Below are 24,405 nucleotides of genomic sequence, written 5' to 3' on the forward strand. Positions count from 1 at the left end.
TCAAACGGATAACCTTATACTCTTAACTTCGCAAGTATTTCATGATAGGGTTCTTTTTTTCCAAATAGTGCTGAAGTTCCTAGTACAAAACCAGTCACACCTTTTTTACTCAGTTGTTCAACCTTCTCTGGTGAAATCGCACCATCTACCATCACTTCATAGTTATATTCTTTTGATAACGATACTAACTTTTCTATTTTAGTATCTGTATAGGTCAAATACTTTTGACCAGCAAATCCAGGATTGACTGTCATCACCATCACATAGTCAACTAACGGTAATATTCCTTGGATCATTTCAACAGATGTCCCCGGATTAATTGCAATTCCAGCTTTTTTTTCTTTTTGATAGATGATATCTAACGTTCTGGCTACTTGCTGGTCGGCTTCAGGATGAATATAAATAATATCTGCTCCAAGATCCGCAAATTTCTCAACATAGTTACTTGGTTCTTGAATCATCAAATGAACATCTACAGGTTTATTCGTAACAGAACGTACCAATTCAAAATCCTGTAACCCCATTCCAAAATTCGGAACGAAACGTCCATCCATAAAATCCATATGAAAAATATCAATTCCCGCTTGATCGAGCTCTTCGGTATCTTTTTTCAAATTAGAAAAATCTGCACACATCATTGATGGACATAACAATTTATTCATGACTTCTACTCCCTTTTGAGATAACGATTACTCAAAGGACGGAAAACAACTTGAGTAATCGTTTACCTAGATTTACGGATAATATATCACCAAAAATTCATCCTGTCAACTGAAATTCACATTGAAAATTTGTATTCAATCCCCTTTTATGAGAAAATACGGGTAACAATAAAGAAAAAAAGAGAACGATTACTCAAGAGGATTTGATTTATGAAAAACTATTCTATTAAAGACATCGCTAAAATAGCAGGGGTTTCTGTCGCAACTGTTTCTAGAGTTATTAATGATAATGGACGATTTTCAGAAGAAACTAGAAAAAAAGTCTTAAAGGTCATCGAAGAAACTGGCTACAAAATGAATTACAGTGCTAAAAACTTACGAATGAACAAATCATTCACGATTGGCATTTTAGTACCTGACATCAGTAACTATTTTTTTTCTGAGGTTGTGCAGCAATTAGAAGAAATTTTATTTGCTAAAGGTTACTCCACCATCATTTGTAACACTTCTAGAAGCGCTGAAAAAGAGCTTGCTTATTTGCGTATTTTAGAAGGAAAAGGCGTGGATGGGTTGATCGTAATATCTGGTGCAGAAGCATTTGAATTCGATTCTTCTAGTGCTGAAAAGAACATTCCTTATATCTGTATCGATCGGGAACCAAAAAAGAAAGAGGACACTATTTTTATCTCATCCAATCATTACCAAGGTGCTTTTGAAAGTACTGAAGAGTTAATCAATGGAGGTTGTCAGCATCCTGTTATTGCGATGCATAACCAAAAATCAACCAGTGCTAAAGAAAGATTGAAAGGATTTAAAGATGCGCTGAAAAAAAATAGTATTTCTTTCAATGAAAAACAGCATTTACTTTCTGTTGATCTTGAAAATTATAACATTGAAAAAACGTTTTTTTCTTTTCTTAAGAAAAATCCAAAGACAGATGGTATTTTTTCTATAAATGATCTGATAGCCTTAGAATTAATGCTATATCTGAAGAAAAATCAGATCCATGTTCCGAAAAAAATAAAGTTAATAGGATTTGATGATACTGCTTCTGGTAAATACACAACCCCCTCCCTTTCATCAGTTAAGCAAAACACTGCTTTGATCGCTACTCATGCAGTGGAAACATTAATAGAGTTGATCAATAGCAAAGGAACATTAGGTAGACAAATTGTAGTGCCTGTTTCGTTGATTTTAAGAGAGTCAAGTAAGTGATCGTTATAAAAAAGAGAAGATCTATCTAAGCAAATAACTTAGATAAATCTTCTTTTTTAATCCCTCACCTATTTACCGATAACCAATCTTCTTGTATAAATCGCTTGACCCGAATGCATTACCGCATCATCAATGGCCGAAACGATTCGAGCCTGACGTGTTACGGCTGGTGTCCAACTCGTGTCTACAATATCATCAAAACTTCCATCATCAAGTGTGACTAAATAAGCAGTTGTAAAATCAACACTAGCCGTCAGATAATCTAGTAGTAATTTTTTATCCGTCACTCTAACTTTCTCTGCTTGTTCTGGCGTATGTTGCCAATCTTGCGTATCATCAGGTAAATCCAATGCAAACTTAGTGTTCCAGCCTGATTCTAACCATAGTGGTTTCGTATTTTTTAGCTCAGCCATTTGATAATCTAGTTCTCTTGCTGTATGCCAAATGAGCCAAGTGACTGATTTGATCAACGGTGATGGCATTGTATTTGCTTCATCTGCTTTCATTTGATCTAAAGTCTCTTCAAACCGTTCTTGCGCTCGCTTTAACGTATCCATGGATAATTGTGTAATTCTCATTTGTAGATCTCTCCTTTTGTGGTTGAAATGAAAACTGGCCGTGATTCAAAAACACTTTACTCTAGCGATGATTGAATAACAAATTTTCTGAACTATTCTAAGAAACACATGCATTTTTTACCTAGCAAGTCGTTTATTTCTACGACATCAACAACACGAAGCTACTCTAGTGCTTCAATCAATAGATTTTCAACACTAGCAGCTTTAGTATCAGCTGTAACTACTGCTTGGAACTCCACTTCATCTCCTTCTTTTAAGAAAAGAGCCATTGGACTGTTATTCGTTGTAACACTATAGATTGTTCTATCGTTTTCTAACAAGAAGGAAACAACTGTTTGAGCTTCACTTGCGATAATGGTGATTCTGGAAACAGAGCCTTTGATTTTCTTTAGATTAGCGGTATCAGTGCTTGCATTATTGCTCCCTTTTGTTGCCAACTCAATTCGATAAGCATCTAATGCATTTTGCGCAACATCAGCATCTACCACAATATCATTATCCACTGCATTCACGTAAACATATTTTTTGAAAATACCTTTGCTGTCCATTAAAGAAACGATCCAAGTTGGAACGCCATCAATATTATAAAGAACAGGCATACTTGCTTTCCATTTTTTCTCTGGATAAATCTTTGCCGCAATAGAAATGGCACCATCACTATCCATAATTCCTACTTTTGTATCACGATAATAGGTTACTTTACCCGTTCTAGCATTAATTAACGAATAACCTAAAGCAGAATCTTGATCTTCATCCCCACTTGTAAAATCTGTAAAATATAACAATTGACTGCCTTCTTTATTCATCATAGGTGTGATTTGACCTGAAGCATAGATTCCGTTTTCTGTTGGAATCTTTACATCTTTTTTTGCACCAAAAATTGTTTGATTCCACCACCCCTGGCTATAACGACCAAAATACTCATTAATACTGTTGGCTGCCGAGCTAGTGATTGGTGCGTCTACAAAACGTGGTGCCTCTTTGCTATCATAAACTTTTACTTCTCCAGTCGTCGCATTTAAAACAGCTGTCTTAAATTCATTGTAGTTCATGCGTCCAGAAACACCATATTCTTTATATAAAGTTTGGATGTAAAAAGGATTTCCTTCTTCGTCGATTTCTAAATTAATTTTACCAGTTGCTGCATAATCAGGATAGGCAGCATAGATTTTACGGGCAGCATCTTTACCAAAGTAAGCCGATGGTGTATATATAATCGGCTTTTCAACAAATTTTGGCTGAGCATTAATATCTGTTGCACTAATAATAAAATAGCCCGGTACTTCTCCTAATTTTGACCATTTAAAAAATCCATTAAATTCTACTGTTGCAACATATACATATTCACCATTAACCACTTGAGCAGTAATACCATCTAATGTAAACATGTTAGAGTTAGGAATCACTGAGAATTTTTGCAACATCTTACGCTTAGCTGTTTTTGGGGCAATTGCAATAGGCGTTTCTTTTGTAGAAGTTAGAACTTCCGCTTTTTCTTCTGTCTTCAAGGGAATCGTTTGATAAACATCATCAATGGCTGTCACCTTAGTCATCGAGCTCACGATAAACAATAAAACCATTCCAGCAATACTTAATACCATTATACGTTTAGACCAATCATTTACTGTAATTATCTCAACATTTTTTCGACCTTTATGGAAAACCTTCTTAGACGCTTGACTGATAGAACGACTTGTTAACAACAATCCACTCGCAGCCAAAGCACCAATTAGATTAATCCATAAAATTGTTGAAAGAGTTTTACTAGGTAATACGATAAATAGGAAACTCCCCATTAAAAATAATTCAATAATCATCAACACCATCGTACTTTTGATGTTTTTTCCTTTAGTTGTTATTAAACTGACACCATTTGCTGCTAGAATACCTATACCAAAAAACAACGTTAATCCGATAAAATTTAAAAACATTTTTCCTCCTTTAGTCTATACGATTTAAAAAATACACCTAAAATACCGCACAAACACTCCATAAATGTAATAAGAATATACTTTACTTTTTCACGCGTCAAAAAAATAGAGCATGTCTCTAATTATATTATAATCTAAATTAGCCAGAGTTTCATCCACTAATAATACGCCTATCTACTTGATTTTTTTAAGTAACTAGTACTTATCTCCAAGGAACAGTATTATGCAGTAAACAATTCTGATAAATAATATAAATACTTCAGGAACACAATTTTAGTTTCATCGATTTATCTACGAAAAACATTTGATTTTCAATGTTAAACGTGCCACAATTCTTTTACATATTCAAATGTTAGGAGATTGTTTTCAATGCTAAAAAAAGATGCATTCCCGCCTTGTGACGTAGCAACGACTGTCAAATTGATTGGGAGTAAATGGAAAACGCTGATCATACGAGATCTAATTACGGGACCAAAAAGAAATTCCGAACTAAAACGCTCATTATCTGGAATCTCACAAAAAGTGTTGACCGAGAGCCTTAATTCGATGATTTTAGATGGCATTGTGGAGCGAATTGATTTTCAAAAAGTGCCGCCTCATGTTGAATATCAGCTGACACCCTTAGGCAACACCTTACTGCCTGTTATTGAAGCTATGAGACAATGGGGACAATTTTATAAAAAGCAACTTTGATAGATAGTTACAAATTTGTGCCTACTTAACATTTTTGAGAAAGTTGCTTATACTTTTATTTAACGTATAAGCAATTATTGAGGAGGACATTGAAATGACCATTGAAATGAAAAAAATTGAAGCAGTTCATACCACCGTTGAACAGACAAAATTAAATGGCGAATCGGTTTTAAGAGTTGTGAAAAAAGATAAACTGATGGAATTTGATGAAAACACGTATGCAAAACTAACCGATTCTTCTTTCCATAACGGTACAATCGAAGTGAACATGTTGAGTCGCTTATTACCAGATGCACCAGATTTTGCACGAGGATTTATTGGTATTGCCTTTCGAATCGATGAAAATGACACAAAATTTGAATCATTCTACGTAAGACCCACAAATGGTCGGATAGATGATCCCGTAAGAAAAAATCGTGGTGTTCAATATTTTTCCTATCCTATGTACACTTTTGACTATTTCCGAAATCTTAATATTACTGATTTTGAAGGTCCTGCTGAGATTGGATTGAATGAATGGATCAGCCTAAAAGCGGTAATTAGCGACGCAAAAGCGACATTTTATTTAAATGACTTCGAGAAACCTGTATTAGTTGTGGAAAAGATGAAACTTGGTGCAGATACTCGAGGAGCGATTGGATTCTTTGTTGATATTGGTACAGAGGCTTTCTTTAAGGGGTTGAAAATAACAAATAACGATTAAACTCAACGCAAAAATACTTTGTAATACACTTTAGATTAACTTATATTGATTGTGAATCTTATTCTCTAAGCTTAGAACCATCTAGCGGTTTTTAAATTACCTACTTGTTCAAAGTAGACAGGCAACTCTTCAAGCGTAGGTTTCAATTTTTTAATCAATTTTCTCTACTTCTTTTTTAGAGTAATAAATTCTTCTAAAGAAAAACATAAAAATCCTTAACGATTGTAAAACTTTTCAAACCCACTTACTCATTGTCTTTATACAAATGAATGTAAAATGATTGGATGTGGAATAAAAGTAAACGCTCACTTTTATTCCACACCTTACATATGAATAAACAGCGGAATCAAAAACAGCCCCTTCAGAAATGAGCTTCTATCCCGTTTTTTCATATTGATAACTACTTACTTTTGTCTTCTGATAAAAGCTCAATCAGCTGTTGTTGTTGTTCAATCACTTCCACTAGTTGTTCATTTAATTCTATCTGACGGCTTCTTTTCATCCGTTGCAATTTCGTCTCTACCCACTGACTATGTTTAAAGATACGGAGTCCTTCAATGATATGTCCTACTAAAATAATCCCAACCGCGCCAATACTCAATCCAACCAACCAATTTTTCAAGACAAGTAACTGTTCCCATGTTTGTTGCACCAAAGTAGGAATTCCAGCAATATTTCTTGTTGTTTGAATTAATTCTCTCACTTGATCAAACAAAGTCAATACGCTAGGAATCAGTTGTTCTAGCGTAAAAGTCGAGCGAAGAAAAATATCTGAGAGGTTTTTCTGAAACACGTTTAGTTCATTTAAACTCAAACTATTGATCCTTTGATCAATAACGACATATGTCTGATACGTTTCGATCGCCATTTTAGTTAAAAGCGTCACAAGGGTTAATACTAAAAATATATAACCAATAACAAGTAATTTTTCGCTCAAATGCCACTGATCGTTTTTTTTCAATCGCCATAGAAAATACCCAATCAATACTAATCCTACTACTATGACTAAACTTTGAATAAGTGCTAATAATGCTAATTGAGTGATTACTTGTCGAACATTATCAACTAGACTTGCTTGCCAATCTTTAGATGAAAAAAAAGTAAATACAGTATTAATAGTGATGCTAAAATTTTTTCGAATGATTCCTTCAATAAATTCTTGTTGATTAACCACTAAATACAACAATAGTGCAAGATAGATCAAACTGCTAAAATGAACCGTCATTCTCAAACGAACACTTTTAACCGACTGTTGTTCCCCCATTGTAACTCCCCCTCTTTTCGCTAACTGATAAGATATAAACTCATCATAGCATTAAAAAGTGAAAGTCTGTATTAATACACTTTTTTTCGAATTTTATTTATAGAAAGTTTCATAGTATTTATTTGATTATAAAATTAAACTACGTTAAACTTTTAGAAAGTTCACTTTGGCTTAATAATCTTATTTTTTTAGATATAATATCTATTTTGTAAAAAAGAGGGAGCGATAATCGATGTGTACAAGTATTACGATGACAACGAAAGAGCAACATGTTTTATTAGCTAGAACTATGGATTTTGCGGTTGTTCTAGATGGAGAACCGACGTTTATTCCAAGAAAAAAATTTGTTTTTGCTAACGACAAATATTATGATCGTAAAAATGAATATGCCTTCGTAGGAATGGCGCGTCAAGTTGACAAGGATCATTTTGTTTTTGCGGATGGTCTAAATGAAAAAGGACTTTCTTGTGCCGCTCTTTATTTTTCTGGTTATGCTGATTATAATAGTCAAGATAGCGATAAAACATACACTTTAGCACCTCATGATGTTGTTCCCTTTTTACTGTCCAACTGTTCAAGTCTTGAAGAAGTAATCCAAACAATGGAAAATACTCAAGTTGAAAACACTGCTTTGGATTTTTTAGGTATCATCTTACCTCTTCACTGGGTCGTTACGGATAAGACTGGGGAAAGTATTGTCATTGAATACACAGAACAAACATTACACATTCACGAGAACACAGTTGGTGTCATGACAAATAGTCCCGATTATAAATGGCACACTACAAATTTAAGAAATTACATTGGACTTCAACCTGAGCAAAAAACAGAAGTTCATTTAAACGATATGGTGATGAAACCTTTTGGTCAAGGGGCTGGTTCATTTGGTCTCCCAGGTGATTTTACTCCTCCATCAAGATTTGTTAGAGCAGTTTTCTTAAAAGCTTGCTTACAAGATGTTCAAACTGAGTTAGACGGTGTAATTTCACTGTTCCATGTTCTTTCCAATGTTGACATTCCTAAAGGGGTTGTGAAAACAACGCAAGCTTATGATTATACGCAATATACCACTGTTATGGTGAATAGCTCGCTAAATTATTATTATAAAACTTACAATAATCAACGAATTCGTTGTATTCAATTAGAGAATGAAGATTTTGATGCCACTTCTGGCAAAATTTGGTCTAATGGAGACTCGGAAGATATTTTATACCGAAATAGTAAAAAATAATCTGTTAAGATAGCAAAGAGAAGGAGGAAGGGGGCAAAATCCTTCCTCCTTCTCTTTGCAGCTAATTACTTCCTATACAAAAATTTTATATATTTATTTTTCTACTAGCCATCCATTTGATCATCTCAGGATCTTCATGAGAGAAAAATTGGCTTTCGTCTTCATTTAAGGTAGCAATCGCACTTTTGTCTTCTTCTGATAAAGTAAAATCAAAAACAGCCAAATTTTCAGCCATGCGTTCTGGTTTAACCGATTTAGCAAGAACAACGACTTCTTGTTCGATTAACCAGCGTACAATCACTTGGGCAACTGTTTTATGGTACTTTTTACCAATACCAATCAATACTTCATTTGAAAAAATCCCGTTTTTACCTTCTGCAAATGGCGCCCACGCTTCTGGCACGATTCCTTCGGCTTTCAATACTTCGATGTTTTTAGTTTGCTGGTTAAAAGGATTGATCTCAATTTGATTGACTTGAGGAACAACTTTATTAAACTCCGCTAAATCAACTGCTCGATCCACAGCAAAATTTGACACGCCGATCGCACGAATTTTCCCAGTTTCCTGTAGTTCCTCCATGGCACGCCACGCGCCATAGACATCATTATAGGGTTGATGCAATAAAAGCAGGTCGACATAGTCTAAACCTAAACGAGCAAGTGAGCGTTCAAAAGAGGTTTTTACCCCTTCATAAGAAACATTTTCTACCCAAATTTTAGTGGTAATAAATAATTTTTCACGAGAAACTCCAGAAGCTGTAATCCCACGACCAATCGCTTCTTCGTTCATATAAGATTGTGCTGTATCGATATGACGATATCCCGCTTTGATTGCATTGATAACCGCTTGTTCGGCTTCTTTAGGATCTGTGATTTGATACGTACCAAAACCTAAAATTGGGATCTCTATATCATTGTTCAATTTGATTACTTGCATTTTTTATTGCCTCCTTTTGATTTTTGTTCTTTACCTTACGCTATAAACTATGTAGCCTATCTCATAGCAAGTGTTTACTTCTCAAATTTACTGTTTTATTTCCCAAAGTTTCTCGATGTTATCCGATGTGAGTTCTCCCGATTTAAACTTGGCGATATGATCATCATAGGTATCAATTTTGTGCTGGAGTAAATCACGTGTTTTGTTCATTTTTTCTAACTTTTCAGTGATCTCTTGTAGTTGCTCTTGTAAGATTTGTTTTTGAGCTTTTTGCACGTCACCGCCTAGTTTAGAAAGTGTGGCAAATTCAATCAGAGACTCGATTGATACGCCCGCATGACGTAGACTTTTTGCTAAATAAATCCAATTAAGATCTCTTGTTGTATATACACGATAACCGTTTTTATCTCGTTCTATTGGTGGAATAACACCCACACGTTCATAGTAACGAATCGTATCTGTCGTTAAGCCAAACATTTCAGCGGCTTCTTTGCTGTTCAATTTGACTCCCCCTTTTCTTCTTTATTCCAACACAGAAAAATCGTGATTGATAATCTCAAGTAATTTAAATGTATCGTTCACAAATTCAAATTTCAAAATACAACAATTTTCTAGTCGGTCTTTTTGATTTACTTCACTGGTATGTGCCCATGCTCTCATAAATTGTCGACAAGATGCACCATGAGAAACAGCTAAAACCGTTTCACCCGCTTCTTTCATGATGCCCATTAACGTTGTAGATACTCGCTCTCTAAATTGAAACTCTTCTTCACCACCATAAGAAACAAAGAAATCCCCATAAGGTAAAAGTGGGTTTAACGCTTCATTTTCTGACTCAAAACGACCGAAGTTCCACTCTTTCAACCCTTTGACTCTTTTGTAGAACATATCGGTAACTTGTTCCAACGTATCACAAGCTCGTTCGGAAGTAGAAGCGTATGCGTTATCAAAAATGATTTGCTGATTATTAAAATAGTTCCCAGCAATTTGAGCTTGTTTAATACCTTTTGCTGTAAGTGGGGAATCACACCAGCCTTGGATTTTTTTCTGTTGATTGAACAACGTTTCGCCATGTCGCATAAGATATAAAATTTTAGTCATACGTTTGTTCTCCTTTCTATTTCTTATGATTATCTTAAACCATGAAGTGGACTCCAAGGCAAGTGTCGTCAATCCAGCCAAAGCATACGCCTTCTTCTACTGCATCTAAATATTGAATTTTTTTTGGTTCGGGTTTGATGCTAACAATGATTCAATAGCATTTTTGAGTTGCGTTGTTATGTTTTAACCAGTTTCGTAATCTTTGTCTAGTCGTGATAGGGAGTAAGTTGTCGATTTCCATTTCTATTCCTTTCGTTACGCCTGTTTTCCGTACTGCTTCAATGTTTATATTTCTCAGTTAGTTTAATTATTTCTTGTTTATACAACTCTTTTAATGATTCTGGCGCTATGACTTTCACACCATTGCTGAACATCAGTAAAAAAGGAACAATTGCTTGTTGCTGTTTCGCATAAATGATGACCTCTACATACGTATCTTTCACTTTGATCTCATCTTCAGTGTAATAATCATACAGTTTACCTAAATCTTCTTTTTTGAATTGTAGTTGAATTTTTTCTTCGTTCTTTTCTATCAGTTGCTCATTTAACTCATCAACTGGTTCGAAGACAACGTTCTGAATTGTGAGCTGGCGGATTCTAGTTATTTTAAAATATCTGAATGCTTCACGATTTTCACAGTAGCAGTAGATATACCAACTACCATTCCTCAGTATTAATTCATAGGGCTGAACCACTCTTTTAGTCTGTTCACCGTGATTATCAACATAAGTGATTATCATTTTTTTATTTTGTTTTAACGCAAGGTTGATTTGATTTATTTTTATTTTTGTTTCTGCTTCAATCGCTGGTCGATGAATCGTTGGTGATTCATAGGAAAATCGTTTTTTGGATATTGCAGTAGAATCTTTTCTTACTTGCAATTGTGTGATTTTTTCTTTGATAATATTTTGATCATCAAGAATCCCGAATAAGCCCTCTTTGACATTCAAAGCACTTAAAATCACTTCCTTCTCTGATTCGCTATAGGTATACGTACGTAACTTAAATGAGTTAATCAAAGAAAAACCACCTTTGCAACCTGAGTGGGAAACAATTGGAAAGCCCGCCATTTCTATTGTTTCTAGATCTCTGAAAATCGTTCGTTTCGTTACATTAAATCGTTGTGCCAACTGGGCGGTTGAGACAATTTCATCATCCAAAAGTAAAATAATGATCGCTAAAATCCGTTCAATTTTTTTCATGATTAATCTCCTTTCATCAATAGAATAAAAAAGACAAAACTTGCACTCTCGAGCCAGTTTTGTCCAGATATCTCATTTATTATTCCCGATACTTGATTGCTAAGCCTTTTAGAAAATTTCTAGCGTAACGATCACCGCATTCTTTATAATTTCGATGACCTTCTTTTCTTAAAATTGCGCTTAACTCACTTTCAGATACATAAACGCCCGCAAGTCTCAATACATCCAACATATCATCACTTGTAAGAGCTAAAGCAATTTTCACTTTTTTTAGTAATACATTATTGACAGTGCTTTGGTTCGTGATCAAAAATGTCGGCTTAGGCGCTACACCATTTTTTACAGGTGGTTTACCTCTTTTATACGTAATCAAGCCATTGAAAAAAGCTTCTAATGTGCGATTATTGCAAACTGTATCCCGAGGCAATTCATCTTCTTCCGGTTGCTTTGTTAATAGCACTCGTAACTCTTCTCTGGTAATTTCTAAGTCACCAAGTTTAAAAATCTTGATCATATCTGTGTCTTTAATATCTAGTGCATAACGCAAACGAATCAATATATCGTTATTATTCATCTTTCTCCTCCAGAAAACGTATCTTTATTTCTTTAGTATAAAGCTTTCTTTCATAGAATGCATCCATTTGTTTTATATTTTCTTTTATGCCAAAAAAATAAATTGAAAAGTTACCGCTTGAGCATATAAATAAGAAATCTCTGTAGTAATGATCATCTAAATAGACAAAACTTTTTAGCTCTTGTTATTAACTGACTTTGACTCAACGATCCGTAAAGAACCACTTTTGAAGCATTAAGTACTATAAAATAAATTGGTTTAAATACCCCCTAATTTTCCACTCCTCCTATTTTTGATTCGTTCAACTATCGTTTAGCGCATTCATCGATGGGGTAGACGTGTTTTTGGGAAGCTTCGGTGTCAAGCAGCCTTTTTAACTTGATAGCGAACAGTACTAAAAAGAGCTTAGTAATGTAACGTTTTATCGTTCATTAGCTAAACTCTTACTATCTAAAATCTACTTAGGTTATTTGACTGTTACAGTAAAATTATCAATTACTAAATCATACGCACCACCCGTTGTGTAAATACCAAACGTAGTATTTCCTGAAGCATCACCGACAATTTCTGCTTGATATTTTTTGGTTTTCCCATCTGCTGAGGTTGGTAAAATTTCGCCAACTTTTTTTAGATCTTGGAGTGTTTTATATTCCCCAGTCACAGATCCTGCAGAGAAAATATCTTGTCCGTCCGTTTGATAATCAAAGCTTATTGTGTATTTTTTCCCTGCTTCAAATTTTATATTTTGCGGCGTTGTTTGAAGCATTAAACCTGCGCCTTGTTTGTGCGCTTTTAAAGACCAATTGCCTGATAACACATCTGATACTTTATTGCCGTTCCAACCGTATTGTGTATAAGGTTCGTTTTTCTCTGATAAATGTATTCTTGGGTCCTCAACACCGCCAGCTTGTCCTTTGACAAACGGAAATAGTCCGATGGCTTGGGTATCTTCAAAATCTTGTTTGATAATAGTTTCAGTTGTTGTATTCATTACATCTGTTTGTCGTTCGACGATTCGAATATCATCAAATTTTGTTTTGTTGGCTCCTGCTTCTGCAGCTAAAGTAAGTATGACTTTTTTCGCATTTTCTGGAATAACAAAATCAACTCTGACATTTTGCATATATTGAGGATACTTGCTGTTAGTATGATTAATGTCTGCTTGAATATAGTTTTGAACGACAGAATTGGTGTATTCTTTTGTATATTTTTTCCCGTCGATTTCCATTGCTATGCTTGCTTTTCGGTTATGCGTTTCAGTATTTACGTAGGCGCTGTATTTTCCTGCTTTTGGTACTGTTAAGTCTTGCTTGATTGTCATCGCTTCTTTTCCAGCGTTTAGAACATAGTCACCATTTGGATCTTTCATGACTGTGGCATCCCCTTGAATGACTTGCCAATTTTTAGTTAATGTATCTTGTTCGTTGAAGCCAGGATCTTTCACTGGTGTTCCTACCCCAAATTTGACTGGTTCAGTAGTCGCGGGTTCTGCAATCACATAAGGTGTTTTCGCTTCTGCTTGAATCGTTACTTGGTTTCCTGTTATAGTAGCGACTCCTTTATCTTTTCTACCTTGATCGGTTAATTCATATACGTGTAAATTAGTTTTCCCTTGTAACTTGTCAGGAATCGTCCAAGTGGTAGAACCACCTGTTTCATTCCAGTGATATAGCTTAAGTTCGTTATTGACTGTCCATGGTAATAGATAGTTGTTCCCTTTTAATACGTCAACGTTATTTAGTGTTATGCGTTTTTGATCATTGGCGTCTTTTTGCGTCACAACTACCTTATCACCAGCGTTTGCCAGTTTGATTGTGCCATAGATTTGACCATCGGCCGAAGTTGTTGTATCCCAATTGGTAATTTGGTAATGTTGTAAGAATTTTGTCGGAATATTGATGGCAAAGGTTTTATCTTTATACGTATTGAAATTTGTTTTTCCAACCCAGCCTTCATATGCCTCAAATTCTGCTCCACCTAACAATGGATTGTCAGAAATAATCCAGGTATCTTTTTGATGATTACGGATAAAGCGCACAATATTACTATTAAACCCTTTAGTTGATGTTCCGCCATATGCTTTTTCAGCAGACCAATGATTCCAAATTGAATCATATTCTAATGCATTTGGAAATTCATTGGCAGTGATCCAGCCTAGTCCATTGATTTCTTTCCCCAATTGGCGACTTAACCAACCAGCTTCACCTTGATTTCCCCAGACATCTACATAGATGTAATCTAAATTTGGTACATTTTGCTTTAACTCTTTAAAACGATTCAAACGATTACCGCTGATCGTATCTGGTCGTTGTTTGATGAAATAAGAAGGATCTAGCCAATCCCAGCCTCGTTTTGTTGGATCGATCAAGTCTTCATTGAATGATTTTGCCTCTGGATATGACTCTGTGTCGTTGACATGTACACCAAAGATAGCGTTAAGCTTGTGTCCTTCATCGATCAATTTATTTAGCTCACTCTGGCCACCTTGACGTTTACCAACTGCACCATAATCTGGATGAGCTGAATCATGTCCTTCATTTTGATACCCTTTCAACAAGTTCATTTGTCCTAAGCCATCCGTCAGATTATACACTCGTTTTGATTCATCCAAAGTTACTGAAAATGGGTTCGTTGCCTGACTAGCAAAGTTGAAAGGAATCCGTTGATTGACTAATTCAGGCACTTTTTCTGCGCCAACTGGGTTGTTCATAATTGTACGATAATTGATTGCGGCATCTTGCCAGTCGACTTTGCCATCACCATTTAAATCTTTTGCAAATTTAATTTTCACCTCTGGTACTTCACCCGTTAAATAAGTATCTGGTGCATCAAATGGTCGATACGTCCAAGATCCGCTCCATAACGACGTCACATATCCTGCTTTTGTCTCTTTTGTTTGTTTATAAATTCGATTATTATCGCTATTATCTACAGTTCCATCCCCATAAGCATTGGTCCAAAAACTTGCGGCATAAGCATTTGTGTTCAAAAATCCGTACATATATTGTTTAGTGCCAACTTCATTTGAAGTCATTAAATTCTGGAAAGTATCGCCGTTTTTATTGCCATTATTCGCATTCGTTCCAGTATTCATGACCACACCTGAAAATGCAGCGCCCACATCTGTACTATTCACGGAAAGTAAACCTTGATTCGCAATGGCAAGCGTATGAATTTTCGTTGTTCCTTCTTTAATATCTGTCATTTTCATGGAAACTTCTTGCCCATCAGATACAGAAAAACTGGTTTTAAAACTCAATCCTAATGCCGGTACTGCTACTTGATATACCACCTTATTTTTAGTCATATACTCTTTGATAGCCGTTGCTTCATATGGTTTCCCATCGACCAAAACTTGGCTGATCTTTTCTTGTTGGCCTTTAAAAATAATTTTGTTATCACTCGGATTTTCGTAGCGAATCACTCGTGGAAAAGTAGGATCTAAAACCGCGGTAATATCAGTAGATGAGATTTTGTCTCCTGCTTCACTGCTGCCGTCATCTGTAACAGTGATAGTCGCTTTCGCTTTTAGTGCCGTTCCAGCGATAGTTCCCAATACATCAAAGCTGCCGATTTTTTGATAGGATTCTGGAGGACTATTGTCCCAAGTCACCTTTTCTTCTTTTTGATTGCCGGTATTGTAAATTGCTTTGACTGTGGTCGGTAGTGTTGGTGCTATGCCGATTTTCGTAAAGATTTTAACTGGTGTTAACTCAGTAATTTCTGGTACTAATTCAGGAAGGCTACCACTGTCTCCATTTTTGAAATAGTGATAGCTGACTGTTTTTTGATCATACCAAGTTCTGACACCGATTCGACCTGTCGTAGTTGGGATTTTGCTTCCATTTGCTAAGACTGGTTCTCCATCGTAAAATTGGGTGCCATTTAGCCAAATCGTGATTTTTGTTCCGACATATCGAACTTTTAAAATATACGTCGTATCAGCCGTTAACGTTGGTCCAGAAAGGGTATCATTCCAGGATGTTGGACTTTCAACAAGCCATTTTCCGTTCACATTATAGCCTACAAAAACCCAACTATCCTTTGAAGCACCTCTGACGATCACACCCGTTCGGCCTTCTCCTGTAGTAAATTTGAATGACGTTTCTATTTCTCCATCTGCCTTTTTTGGTGAATCTAGGTTGATTGATACCGCATTGTTTCCGACTTCTGTTTTCCGAGAAATATCCAGAGCATTGTTTTTTAAACGTCTATTTGTTCCACCAACCAAATCTTGCCAATTGCCCAACTCACCATTTGGAAAATTCGTCTGCCAATAATTTGCTACAATTGCTGAATCTGTTGTGACCTGTGATTGTGCCTGATCGCTGCTGTTCTCACCTTCATCAGCCAGAACATTCATTGTTGCCAATACAGCAGCACATGCCATTAAAGCTATGATACTGATTGATGTAGTCCACTTTTTTTTCATTCCGCTGTCACTCCCCTTATTTTGAATGCGCTATCATTTTTGCCATAAAACTTCACCTAAAAACTAGAATAAAGCTATCAGCCTTTATCCTCATTCTAGTTTTTAAGAGCCGTGACGTTCTTTTTCTACAAACCGTTACCTGTTCAATAGATTACTTCTACTTTGTCGTGCCAAGAACTTGCTGTTCGTTCTACGACTTCATTTAGTTGTTGAATATAGTTTTTTCCTTCTGTACTTAGCCATTGGTGACCAGCTTCCTCCCCGTTTTCAATGAACGGCGCCACGCCTTCTTTCCACGTTGCTCGTCCACACAATACACCATTAAATGTAGAACCCGCTTCCTTAGCAAATTCTAAGGTATCTTGGAACATTTTTGCCGTAACCCCTGCGCTTAGAAAAATAAACGGTAAATGAGTAGCTTCCGTTTGTTGTTTAAAATAAGATAGTGCTTCTGTTCGCGAATAGACAGCTTTTTGTGTGCCAATTCCTTCAACATAATTCATATTTACTGGGACTTCTACTTTTAATACATCGACTTTATACTGTGGTTTTGAAAATTCTTTCATCATTTTGATGACTTTTTTAGGTTTGATTTTTGCATATTCGCTAGAAGAGGCATCCAAGATTCTAGCATCATACGAAATTAATTCTAAATAAAATGGAATATCTTCAGCAAAACATTCACTTCCCAAACGTTCGATAAAAACATGTTTTAAATGATTGATCTCTTGGGATTCATCTGCATCATAATAAAGTAAAAATTTGATCGCATCTGCTCCAGTTTCCTGCAAACGTACTACAGACCAGTCCTCTAAAAAATCGGGTAATCTCCCTGGTGTTGTAGCATCGTAACCCGTTTTTTCATAAGCTAGTAATAAACCCGCTTCTTGATCTCTAGCCTCTGCAGCCGGGATACCATATTCTGGGTCTAATAAAATGGCAGAAGCAAATGGTGTCAATTCTTTAGAAACCATTGTTTTAAAATCAGTGATGTGCTGATCCGTTGGCTCTTCTCCTAATGCTTTGATCATTTTTTTCAATGCGCCTCTTTGATCGATCGCTAAGGCTTCAATGATTCCATCTTTTGTTGATAAACGATCCATTGCTGCTTTTTTAGTCGCCGTCATCTTTAACATTCGTTTCTCCTCGATTTTTGTATTTTAATCGTGATATTCATAGATTTTGACTCCTTTTACTACGCGATTGACAGTCCCTGTAGCAGAAGGTGTATCTGGTGTGTTGTATACTTTTAACGAACTATGAATCGCGATCGTTTGAGCAAATAAAACATATGGCAAGACCAGATACGCTTCTGGTAGTTCTGAGCCTTTCGAGTAGGTGAAGCGTTGACCAGAAAAATTAGTATCGCCTTCTACATCCAACGTCACAATGGCTGCGGCAATGTTATCTGCTTTGAGTTCTTCTGCGATATCTAGATCATATTTTCTTGTGTATGGATCATTTGCGATAAAGACAAAAACCAATGTTTTTTCGTTAACAAATGATTTTGGGCCGTGCCTAAACCCAACAGAAGAATCGAAAATAGTCACGATTTTCCCAGCAGTTAATTCAAGAACTTTTAATTGCGCTTCTCTCGTTAAACCTGCTAAACTACCCGAACCGAGATAAGCTATTCGGTCAAAGTTCCCTGTTAATAGTGCTTCGATTTCAGATTCTCTTGTAATAACTTCTTCTCCCATCTCGATCGCTTTTTGGATAAATAATACTTTTTCCTCCAAGCTACTTGTATCGAAAATCAAGAGAGCGCTTAATAACATACATGTGAAACTACCTGTCATTGCAAAGCCTAAATCATTAGATTTTTCAGGCATCAGTAACAATAAATTATTTGCATCTCCTGCTGATTCTTTAGCAAGCTGCCCCTCTTTAGCACAAGTAATCGTGATTTGATATAAGTTTTCAACCAGCTGTTTCGCCAACTTTACAGTTGCAACTGATTCTGGTGAATTACCGCTACGCGCAAAGGAGACTAAAATCGTCGGTACTTCTGCTTGTAGATAATCATAAGGATTGGAGACAATAGCTGTCGTTGATATACTTTCAAAAATAAAATCGGCTTGATTTCCTCTATGATTTAAATAAGGCGTAATTGAATCTCCAACGTAAGCAGAAGTTCCTGCTCCAGTAAAAATCACACGAATTTTTTTTCCTTCTTCGGCTGCCGTAATAGAAGCAACAAATTGCTCTATTTTTTGGCGCTGATCGTTATAATGATTGAATGCTTCTTGCCATAGAATCGGCTGCTGTTTTATTTCTCGGGTTGTGATCGACGCACCAAGTGTTTCAAGTGTTTCTGAAGTTTCTTTAAATAATCCCATTTTGTTTCATACGCCTCCTCTATTCATCTTCTTCATCAAATGCATCTGTTGCTAACAATTCATTGACCTTAATTGTATTTTCTTTTGCCTCCGCCACAAAATCTCTTTGATTTCCTAACAAGTTTGCATTAACAAAACTGATGACCATTGGCAGATTCATTCCGGCATACAATTCAAATGAGTCACCGTTCAATATTTTTTTGGATAATATATTACAAGGCGTTCCACCCAATAAATCTGAAAAAACGATAAAGTTGTCTAGTGATTGCGTGATTTCTTCAAATTTTGCTAAAAACTCTTTTTCACCTTCCTCAGCTAATAAAGGAATGGTATAAATAGTGTCTTGTTCTCCTAAGATCATCTCCGCACTACCTTTTAACTCTGTACAAAAGTTCCCGTGACTAACTAATAATAAATTGTTCAAACCTAGCGCCTCCCAATTATTTTGAAATCACACCTAAAGCAGATAGCCCAATTGAAATAATCAATACGATAAAAATTGCTTTCGTGGATGTAATATTTTTCTTCCCAAGCAACCAATATACACCTCCAACGATTGCAGCAGGCAACAAGCGTGGCATGATCATATCTACATTATTTTGAACATTGATTGTTAAATCTCCAATTGAAGGAGCCCAAGCAAAATGCACATTGATCATCGTGGCAACCAAAGCTCCAACCATAAACACACCCATTAATGTGGCAGCATTTGTCATCGCTGTTAGCCTACTTTGCATTGTTGTTACTAAAGAAATTCCTTCTTTATAGGCAAATTCCAGTTGTTTCCAACGAAATACCATAATCGCAATTTGTGCAGCCATCCAAATAAAAGCGCCTATTGGATTGCCGTTAACCGCCATGTTTGCAGCTAATGCGCCAAAAATCGTGGGAACCAAAGCCCCAAAAATCGAATCCCCAATTGCAGCAAATGGCCCCATCAACCCCACTTTGATTCCCGCGACAGAATCCTTTGCTGAAATCCCTTCTTTTTCTTCGATCGCTAAATCGATTCCTGTGATGATCGTATTTAAAAAATTACTTGTATTAAAAAATTGTGCATGCGTACGCATCATTTCTTTCAATTCTGGGGTATCATCACCGTACATTTTTCTTAATTGAGGTAAAATCGTATACAGATAGCCTGAACCTTGCATCCGTTCATAGTTCCAACCTAACTGAAACGTGAACAAACTTCTTTTATTAATTTGATTAAAATCTTTTTTCGTTAATTTATAATTAGATTTCGTCATCTTCGATCTCTCCTTCATCTGTGTCTTGTGAATGATCGTTTGTAACAGCAGGCTGGGCGATTGATTTTTTATATTCATTAAATGCCAGTGCAAAACCAATCAACGCAATCGCAAGCATTGGTAAATTAGTAAATGCTGGAGCGAAATCTTTTGCTACACCTTCAACTGCACCACCTAATAATTGAATATTGCCAAATACAGTTGTTAGAAGTGCTGTGAGCACAAATCCTAAAATCAAATAAGCTAAATGTTTTTTGACTGGTAAATATCTTAATAAAATGGCAAAACCTACAGCAGGCAAAACAGCCCCCGCAACTGATAAACCATCACCTAACCATTTTAGATCTGTGTTCAAATAACCTACAACATTATCAACGAAGCTTCCACCGAAACTAAGAGCAAAAAAAACTGGTAACGCTCTTGATAACGCCCAAGGTAATGCTCCTAATAAGAAGTTTCGCTCAATGCCTTTATAATTCATCGCTTCAATATTGCTGTCTATCCTATGAGCAAAAAATGTATTCGTAAAACGACCAAGAATATCCATTTGAATCATCAAACTAGCTACTGGTACCGCAATCGCAGCAATGGCTTGCTCTGGATTCATACCTAATCCTACTGAAAATGCTGTAGCTAAAACCGTTCCTGAATTCGCATCAATCCTGGAAGCGCCGCCAAATGTCCCTACACCTAAAATCGTCAATTGCATACTTCCACCAATAATCAGACCTGCAGTTACGTCTCCCATAATCAGACCTGCCACCAACCCAGCAAAAACGGGTTGGCTAAATGCTGAATAAATCTGTAATTCATCCAAAATTTGATACCCTGCATAAAGCGTTAATAATAGAATCTGCCACCATTGAATTGCCATTGATATTCCTCCTCGTGTAATTTAAAAGTGTCGTGGGATCATTTAACTCTGACATAAAAATAGGAAAAATTGATTGAGGCGTTTTTTTACCTCACTCCATTTTTATCTTTTTTCCGAAGAGTTAGCCCAAGTACTACCTTTAGTTTAATAACCTCATAAAATCTTCAGATTTATCACTCGGTACCATTTGAGAGACTAATTTCACCCCTACAGCATCTAATTCTTTGAACGCTTCAATATCATTATCCAACACGTTTATCGATTTGGTAATTGCTTTTGCATGTTCACTTTGCGACATATTACCAACATTTATTTCTTTAATTGGAACACCTAATTCTACTAATTTTAATAACCGATCTGGCTTTCTGGCGATGATCAACAGCCTTTGTGAATCATATTTCCCAGCTAAAATATTAGCAGCCGCTTTTTCAATTGGCAAAACACTTAATTTCACACCAGATGGCGTCGCTAATTTTAATCCACTTTTTTCAATTGCATTTTCTGAAACCTCATCATCAACGACCATGATGCGGTTAATGTCTAATTTTGTTGTCCAAAGATTGGCCACCTGTCCATGAATCAATCTCCCATCAATTCTTACTGCAATAATACTCATCTTCTTCACTATCCTTTCTACATTTTTTTGTATTTTGGCTGCTTTTCAAATTTAAGTTCCGAATCCCACGCTCCTTCTGTTTCAAAGATTACGATTTCATTTACTCCTTTATGCAAAACAGACGCTGGAACATACAAAGAAAGTGTCGGACCGATATTCCAAAACCTCCCTAAGTTGAATCCATTGATCATCACCACTCCTTTACCAAATTTACGTAAATCAATAAATGTATCTCCTGGATTTTCAACCGCTAATTCATAGCGGTAAAATCCAGGTGTTCCTTCGACCCAAGATTGCTTATAATCAATGAGATTAAGCTTTGAAAAATCAATACTATATTGATCCCAATCACAGATAAAGTGCAGATCTGACATGACGCCACTACGAATCCCTTTCCTCTGTGTATCCGCTAATAATTTATGTCCGTAATTCACACGTCCCATGTTTTCAACTAAAATATCCAGCTGATTTTGTTTTTCCTTTGGTTTGCAAAAAATTTTCTCTCCAATTTCATCTTGATATTGAGTAGCAATTTTAGTTTGATTTAAGTAAAACTGAATACGATCACTTGCATCAATTACGCGATAAAATTCTTCACCTAATCGTTTAGGCTCCATTGTCCTATATAGCAAATAGCCGTAATTCTGTTTTAATTTTTCCATATTTTCAGGATATTTGCTGTGTTGATGCTGAGAGATTGATTCTACAACAGAAAATAAACTAACTTTTTCTTTCAAATGAGCTATCGTTGGCTCTAGCACTTTTTTTATAAGTGGTTCTGATTGCTCAATTTCAGGAAACAGCTCATGTATTTTTCTTTGAACTGAGAAAAATTTTTTTGTTGGATTCCCTTGTTCATCTAAAAGCGCATCGTAATCATATGACGTTACCTGCGGTAAATCCTTATGTCCTCTTGCAGAACACCCATTCATAAATCCGAAATTAGTCCCACCATGAAACATATATAAGTTGATACTGCCTTCTTTTAAAACCTCGCCGACAGCTTCCGCTAATTCTTCGGGGTCTCTTTTAATGATTTCTTCTCCCCAACGATTGAACCAACCATCCCAAAATTCCATACACATTAACGGCCATTTTTTCCCATGACGTTGATGAAGATTTCTCAGCTCGGCGAAATTTCCTTGCGCTTTTGAACCAAAATTGCCTGTGCTTAAAATATCCTTTTCCAAAAACATTCCTGCAGTCTGCGCTTCTTCCCAAGCACCATCTGAGGTAAATAATGGAACCGTAACATTGTTTTTCATCATCAAATTATAGAGCGCCAACAAGTACTCTTTATCTTCACCATAGGAACCATATTCATTTTCTAACTGCATCATAATCACAGGACCGCCTTGATCGATTTGCAGTGGACTAATTTGTTGAAACAGTTTTTCATAATAACTTGCCACTTTTTCAATAAACTTCGGATCAGACGATCGTATACGCATCTCGCGATCATTCAACAACCAAGCGGGCAAACCACCGAACTCCCATTCAGCACATATGTATGGTGAAGGACGCAAGATAACGAATAAACCCACTTTTTCTGCCAAACGTACAAACTTTTGGATATCTAATTGATCCGTAAAATCAACTGTTCCTTCCTGCGGTTCATGTAAATTCCAGGGAATATAAGTTTCTACCGTATTAAACCCTAAAGCTTTCAAATTATATAATGAGTGATACCATTCTTGTGGCCTAATTCTAAAATAATGTATAGCTCCTGACATAATCTTAAACGACTTTCCATCTAGTAAAAAATCCTCTTTTACTTCAAATGTATGCATTTTCTACCTCTCCTTTAAAGCGCTTTCAGTTAATATATTAACATATTAACTTCTTTACGTAGGATTTGTCAATAAATATCTTTTCTATTTTGTATCATGAAAAATTATGGCTATTTTTTATTATTTAACTTATTATATTAAGTAAGAGAAAAATGGAGGTCACATATGAAAATACCAAAGTACCAACAAATCAAAAATGACTTGTTAAATAAAATAAAATCCGGCGAATTTGAGCATGGCGATCGTTTCTATAGTGAGAATGAGTTGATTAAACTATATAATGCAAGTTCGATTACGGTGATTAGAGCTATACAAGAATTAGCTTCTGAAGGATATCTGGTTCGTTATCAAGGGAAAGGTACCTATGTTTCCCGCTCCAGAAAAAGAAAACTAGTTGAATTTACCGATATCGAAATTTTTGCAGGTAAAACGGAAACCGTTGAAGTCATTAGTATCGTTGAAGAAGCTGAGCCAAGAATACTTAAAGAACTAAACTTACAACCTGACCAAACTTATAGACGGATCACTCGGGTGCGTAAAGTCGATGACATCGCTTTTATTTTACATTTTACTTATATGCCAAATCAATTTATCAATCCCACGGTACAAGAATTGAGTTATTATGACTCTATTTATGAGCGTTTTAAAACAGAATTCGGTATTCACATGTATGATGAACACGCAACAGAGACAAATGAAATTTTATTTCCTGCACCAAAAAAAGCGGCTAAACTTCTAGCTATTTCCGAGAATGAACCTGTTGTTTTCCAGAAAAAAAAGACAACTTTACAGGATGGTACAATAGCAGAATATGTTGAAAGTTATAAAAAATGGGACTACTTTAAAATCGAATTTTCAACGTACAAGATGTGAGCATCGGCACATACTAGGAGCACATAAAATAAATCCTTCGTTTCTTTTATGTGCCATTTTCAACCATATGATTGAAACCGTTTAATAGTCTGCTCTAATTAAATTAATTCCAACAATTAAAATTTAAGGAGCTGTTTTAA

The 24,405-nt window shown here is 35.8% G+C and carries 22 protein-coding genes; 5 read left to right on the top strand and 17 right to left on the bottom strand.

The annotated features are described in order from the left end of the window. Positions 1–14: 14 nt before the first annotated feature. Positions 15–662, bottom strand: coding sequence for a ribulose-phosphate 3-epimerase (rpe, locus tag AC4BBR_RS15060; protein WP_490460288.1), 648 nt, complete (start codon positions 660–662; stop codon positions 15–17). Positions 663–872: 210 nt separating this feature from the next. Here rpe and AC4BBR_RS15065 point away from each other — a divergent pair, with 210 nt between their 5' ends. Next, on the top strand, positions 873–1,877 hold the full coding sequence (locus AC4BBR_RS15065; RefSeq protein ID WP_490460289.1) for a LacI family DNA-binding transcriptional regulator: 1,005 nt from the start codon (positions 873–875) through the stop codon (positions 1,875–1,877). Positions 1,878–1,945: 68 nt separating this feature from the next. On the opposite strand, the gene AC4BBR_RS15070 is transcribed toward AC4BBR_RS15065, so the two are convergent. Together AC4BBR_RS15070 and AC4BBR_RS15075 are read right to left on the bottom strand one after the other, a co-directional pair. Next, positions 1,946–2,455 carry a DinB family protein gene (locus AC4BBR_RS15070; RefSeq protein ID WP_490460290.1) on the bottom strand — a complete coding sequence of 170 codons (510 nt, stop codon included), beginning with the start codon at positions 2,453–2,455 and terminating at the stop codon, positions 1,946–1,948. Positions 2,456–2,616: 161 nt separating this feature from the next. Beyond that, entirely contained in the window at positions 2,617–4,386 is a 1,770-nt protein-coding gene (locus AC4BBR_RS15075; RefSeq protein WP_490460291.1) for a DNA-binding protein, read from the bottom strand. A gap of 369 nt (positions 4,387–4,755) precedes the next feature. Here AC4BBR_RS15075 and AC4BBR_RS15080 point away from each other — a divergent pair, with 369 nt between their 5' ends. Continuing rightward, a complete protein-coding gene (locus AC4BBR_RS15080) occupies positions 4,756–5,079 on the top strand; it encodes a winged helix-turn-helix transcriptional regulator (protein ID WP_490460292.1) in 324 nt (107 codons plus the stop codon). 94 nt (positions 5,080–5,173) lie between these two features. Beyond that, complete coding sequence (locus AC4BBR_RS15085; protein ID WP_490460293.1) at positions 5,174–5,782, top strand: hypothetical protein; 609 nt, start codon at positions 5,174–5,176, stop codon at positions 5,780–5,782. Positions 5,783–6,182: 400 nt separating this feature from the next. On the opposite strand, the gene AC4BBR_RS15090 is transcribed toward AC4BBR_RS15085, so the two are convergent. Continuing rightward, on the bottom strand, positions 6,183–7,046 hold the full coding sequence (locus AC4BBR_RS15090) for a hypothetical protein (protein ID WP_490460294.1): 864 nt from the start codon (positions 7,044–7,046) through the stop codon (positions 6,183–6,185). Positions 7,047–7,278: 232 nt separating this feature from the next. Between AC4BBR_RS15090 and AC4BBR_RS15095 the strand changes: the two genes are divergently transcribed. After that, a complete protein-coding gene (locus AC4BBR_RS15095) occupies positions 7,279–8,277 on the top strand; it encodes a choloylglycine hydrolase family protein (protein ID WP_490460295.1) in 999 nt (332 codons plus the stop codon). An 85-nt stretch (positions 8,278–8,362) separates the two neighbouring features. Here the strand turns inward: AC4BBR_RS15095 and AC4BBR_RS15100 are convergent, their stop codons facing one another. From AC4BBR_RS15100 to AC4BBR_RS15160, 13 genes are all read right to left on the bottom strand, one after another. Beyond that, positions 8,363–9,214, bottom strand: a complete 852-nt coding sequence (locus AC4BBR_RS15100) for an aldo/keto reductase (protein WP_490460296.1) — start codon at positions 9,212–9,214, stop codon at positions 8,363–8,365. A gap of 87 nt (positions 9,215–9,301) precedes the next feature. Beyond that, positions 9,302–9,715, bottom strand: a complete 414-nt coding sequence (locus AC4BBR_RS15105; RefSeq protein WP_490460297.1) for a MerR family transcriptional regulator — start codon at positions 9,713–9,715, stop codon at positions 9,302–9,304. Positions 9,716–9,736: 21 nt separating this feature from the next. After that, on the bottom strand, positions 9,737–10,315 hold the full coding sequence (locus tag AC4BBR_RS15110) for a histidine phosphatase family protein (protein ID WP_490460298.1): 579 nt from the start codon (positions 10,313–10,315) through the stop codon (positions 9,737–9,739). A 278-nt stretch (positions 10,316–10,593) separates the two neighbouring features. Continuing rightward, positions 10,594–11,517 (bottom strand): helix-turn-helix transcriptional regulator, encoded by a 924-nt coding sequence (locus AC4BBR_RS15115; RefSeq protein ID WP_490460299.1) that lies wholly within the window; start codon positions 11,515–11,517, stop codon positions 10,594–10,596. Between the two features lie 79 nt (positions 11,518–11,596). After that, complete coding sequence (locus AC4BBR_RS15120) at positions 11,597–12,091, bottom strand: YehS family protein (RefSeq protein WP_490460300.1); 495 nt, start codon at positions 12,089–12,091, stop codon at positions 11,597–11,599. 466 nt (positions 12,092–12,557) lie between these two features. Next, positions 12,558–16,481 carry an endo-alpha-N-acetylgalactosaminidase family protein gene (locus AC4BBR_RS15125; protein WP_490462136.1) on the bottom strand — a complete coding sequence of 1,308 codons (3,924 nt, stop codon included), beginning with the start codon at positions 16,479–16,481 and terminating at the stop codon, positions 12,558–12,560. A gap of 185 nt (positions 16,482–16,666) precedes the next feature. Then, complete coding sequence (gene lacD / locus AC4BBR_RS15130) at positions 16,667–17,659, bottom strand: tagatose-bisphosphate aldolase (RefSeq protein WP_490460301.1); 993 nt, start codon at positions 17,657–17,659, stop codon at positions 16,667–16,669. A gap of 24 nt (positions 17,660–17,683) precedes the next feature. Then, complete coding sequence (locus AC4BBR_RS15135; RefSeq protein ID WP_490460302.1) at positions 17,684–18,862, bottom strand: SIS domain-containing protein; 1,179 nt, start codon at positions 18,860–18,862, stop codon at positions 17,684–17,686. A 19-nt stretch (positions 18,863–18,881) separates the two neighbouring features. Further along, positions 18,882–19,286, bottom strand: coding sequence for a PTS sugar transporter subunit IIA (locus AC4BBR_RS15140; RefSeq protein WP_490460303.1), 405 nt, complete (start codon positions 19,284–19,286; stop codon positions 18,882–18,884). 16 nt (positions 19,287–19,302) lie between these two features. Beyond that, the gene (locus AC4BBR_RS15145; protein WP_490460304.1) at positions 19,303–20,112 is read right to left on the bottom strand and encodes a PTS system mannose/fructose/sorbose family transporter subunit IID; all 810 of its coding nucleotides are present in this window, start codon (positions 20,110–20,112) and stop codon (positions 19,303–19,305) included. Next, a complete protein-coding gene (locus tag AC4BBR_RS15150; protein ID WP_490460305.1) occupies positions 20,099–20,986 on the bottom strand; it encodes a PTS mannose/fructose/sorbose/N-acetylgalactosamine transporter subunit IIC in 888 nt (295 codons plus the stop codon). The genes AC4BBR_RS15145 and AC4BBR_RS15150 overlap by 14 nt, the downstream gene beginning before the upstream one ends. 139 nt (positions 20,987–21,125) lie before the next feature. Continuing rightward, on the bottom strand, positions 21,126–21,602 hold the full coding sequence (locus AC4BBR_RS15155; RefSeq protein ID WP_490460306.1) for a PTS sugar transporter subunit IIB: 477 nt from the start codon (positions 21,600–21,602) through the stop codon (positions 21,126–21,128). Positions 21,603–21,619: 17 nt separating this feature from the next. Then, entirely contained in the window at positions 21,620–23,392 is a 1,773-nt protein-coding gene (locus tag AC4BBR_RS15160) for a glycoside hydrolase family 35 protein (protein ID WP_490460307.1), read from the bottom strand. 165 nt (positions 23,393–23,557) lie between these two features. On the opposite strand from AC4BBR_RS15160, the gene AC4BBR_RS15165 reads away from it, so the two are divergent. Continuing rightward, positions 23,558–24,265: a GntR family transcriptional regulator gene (locus AC4BBR_RS15165; RefSeq protein WP_490460308.1), complete on the top strand. Its 708-nt coding sequence runs from the start codon at positions 23,558–23,560 to the stop codon at positions 24,263–24,265. Positions 24,266–24,405 lie beyond the last annotated feature (140 nt).

Source organism: Enterococcus sp. AMC1251, from assembly GCF_058216535.1.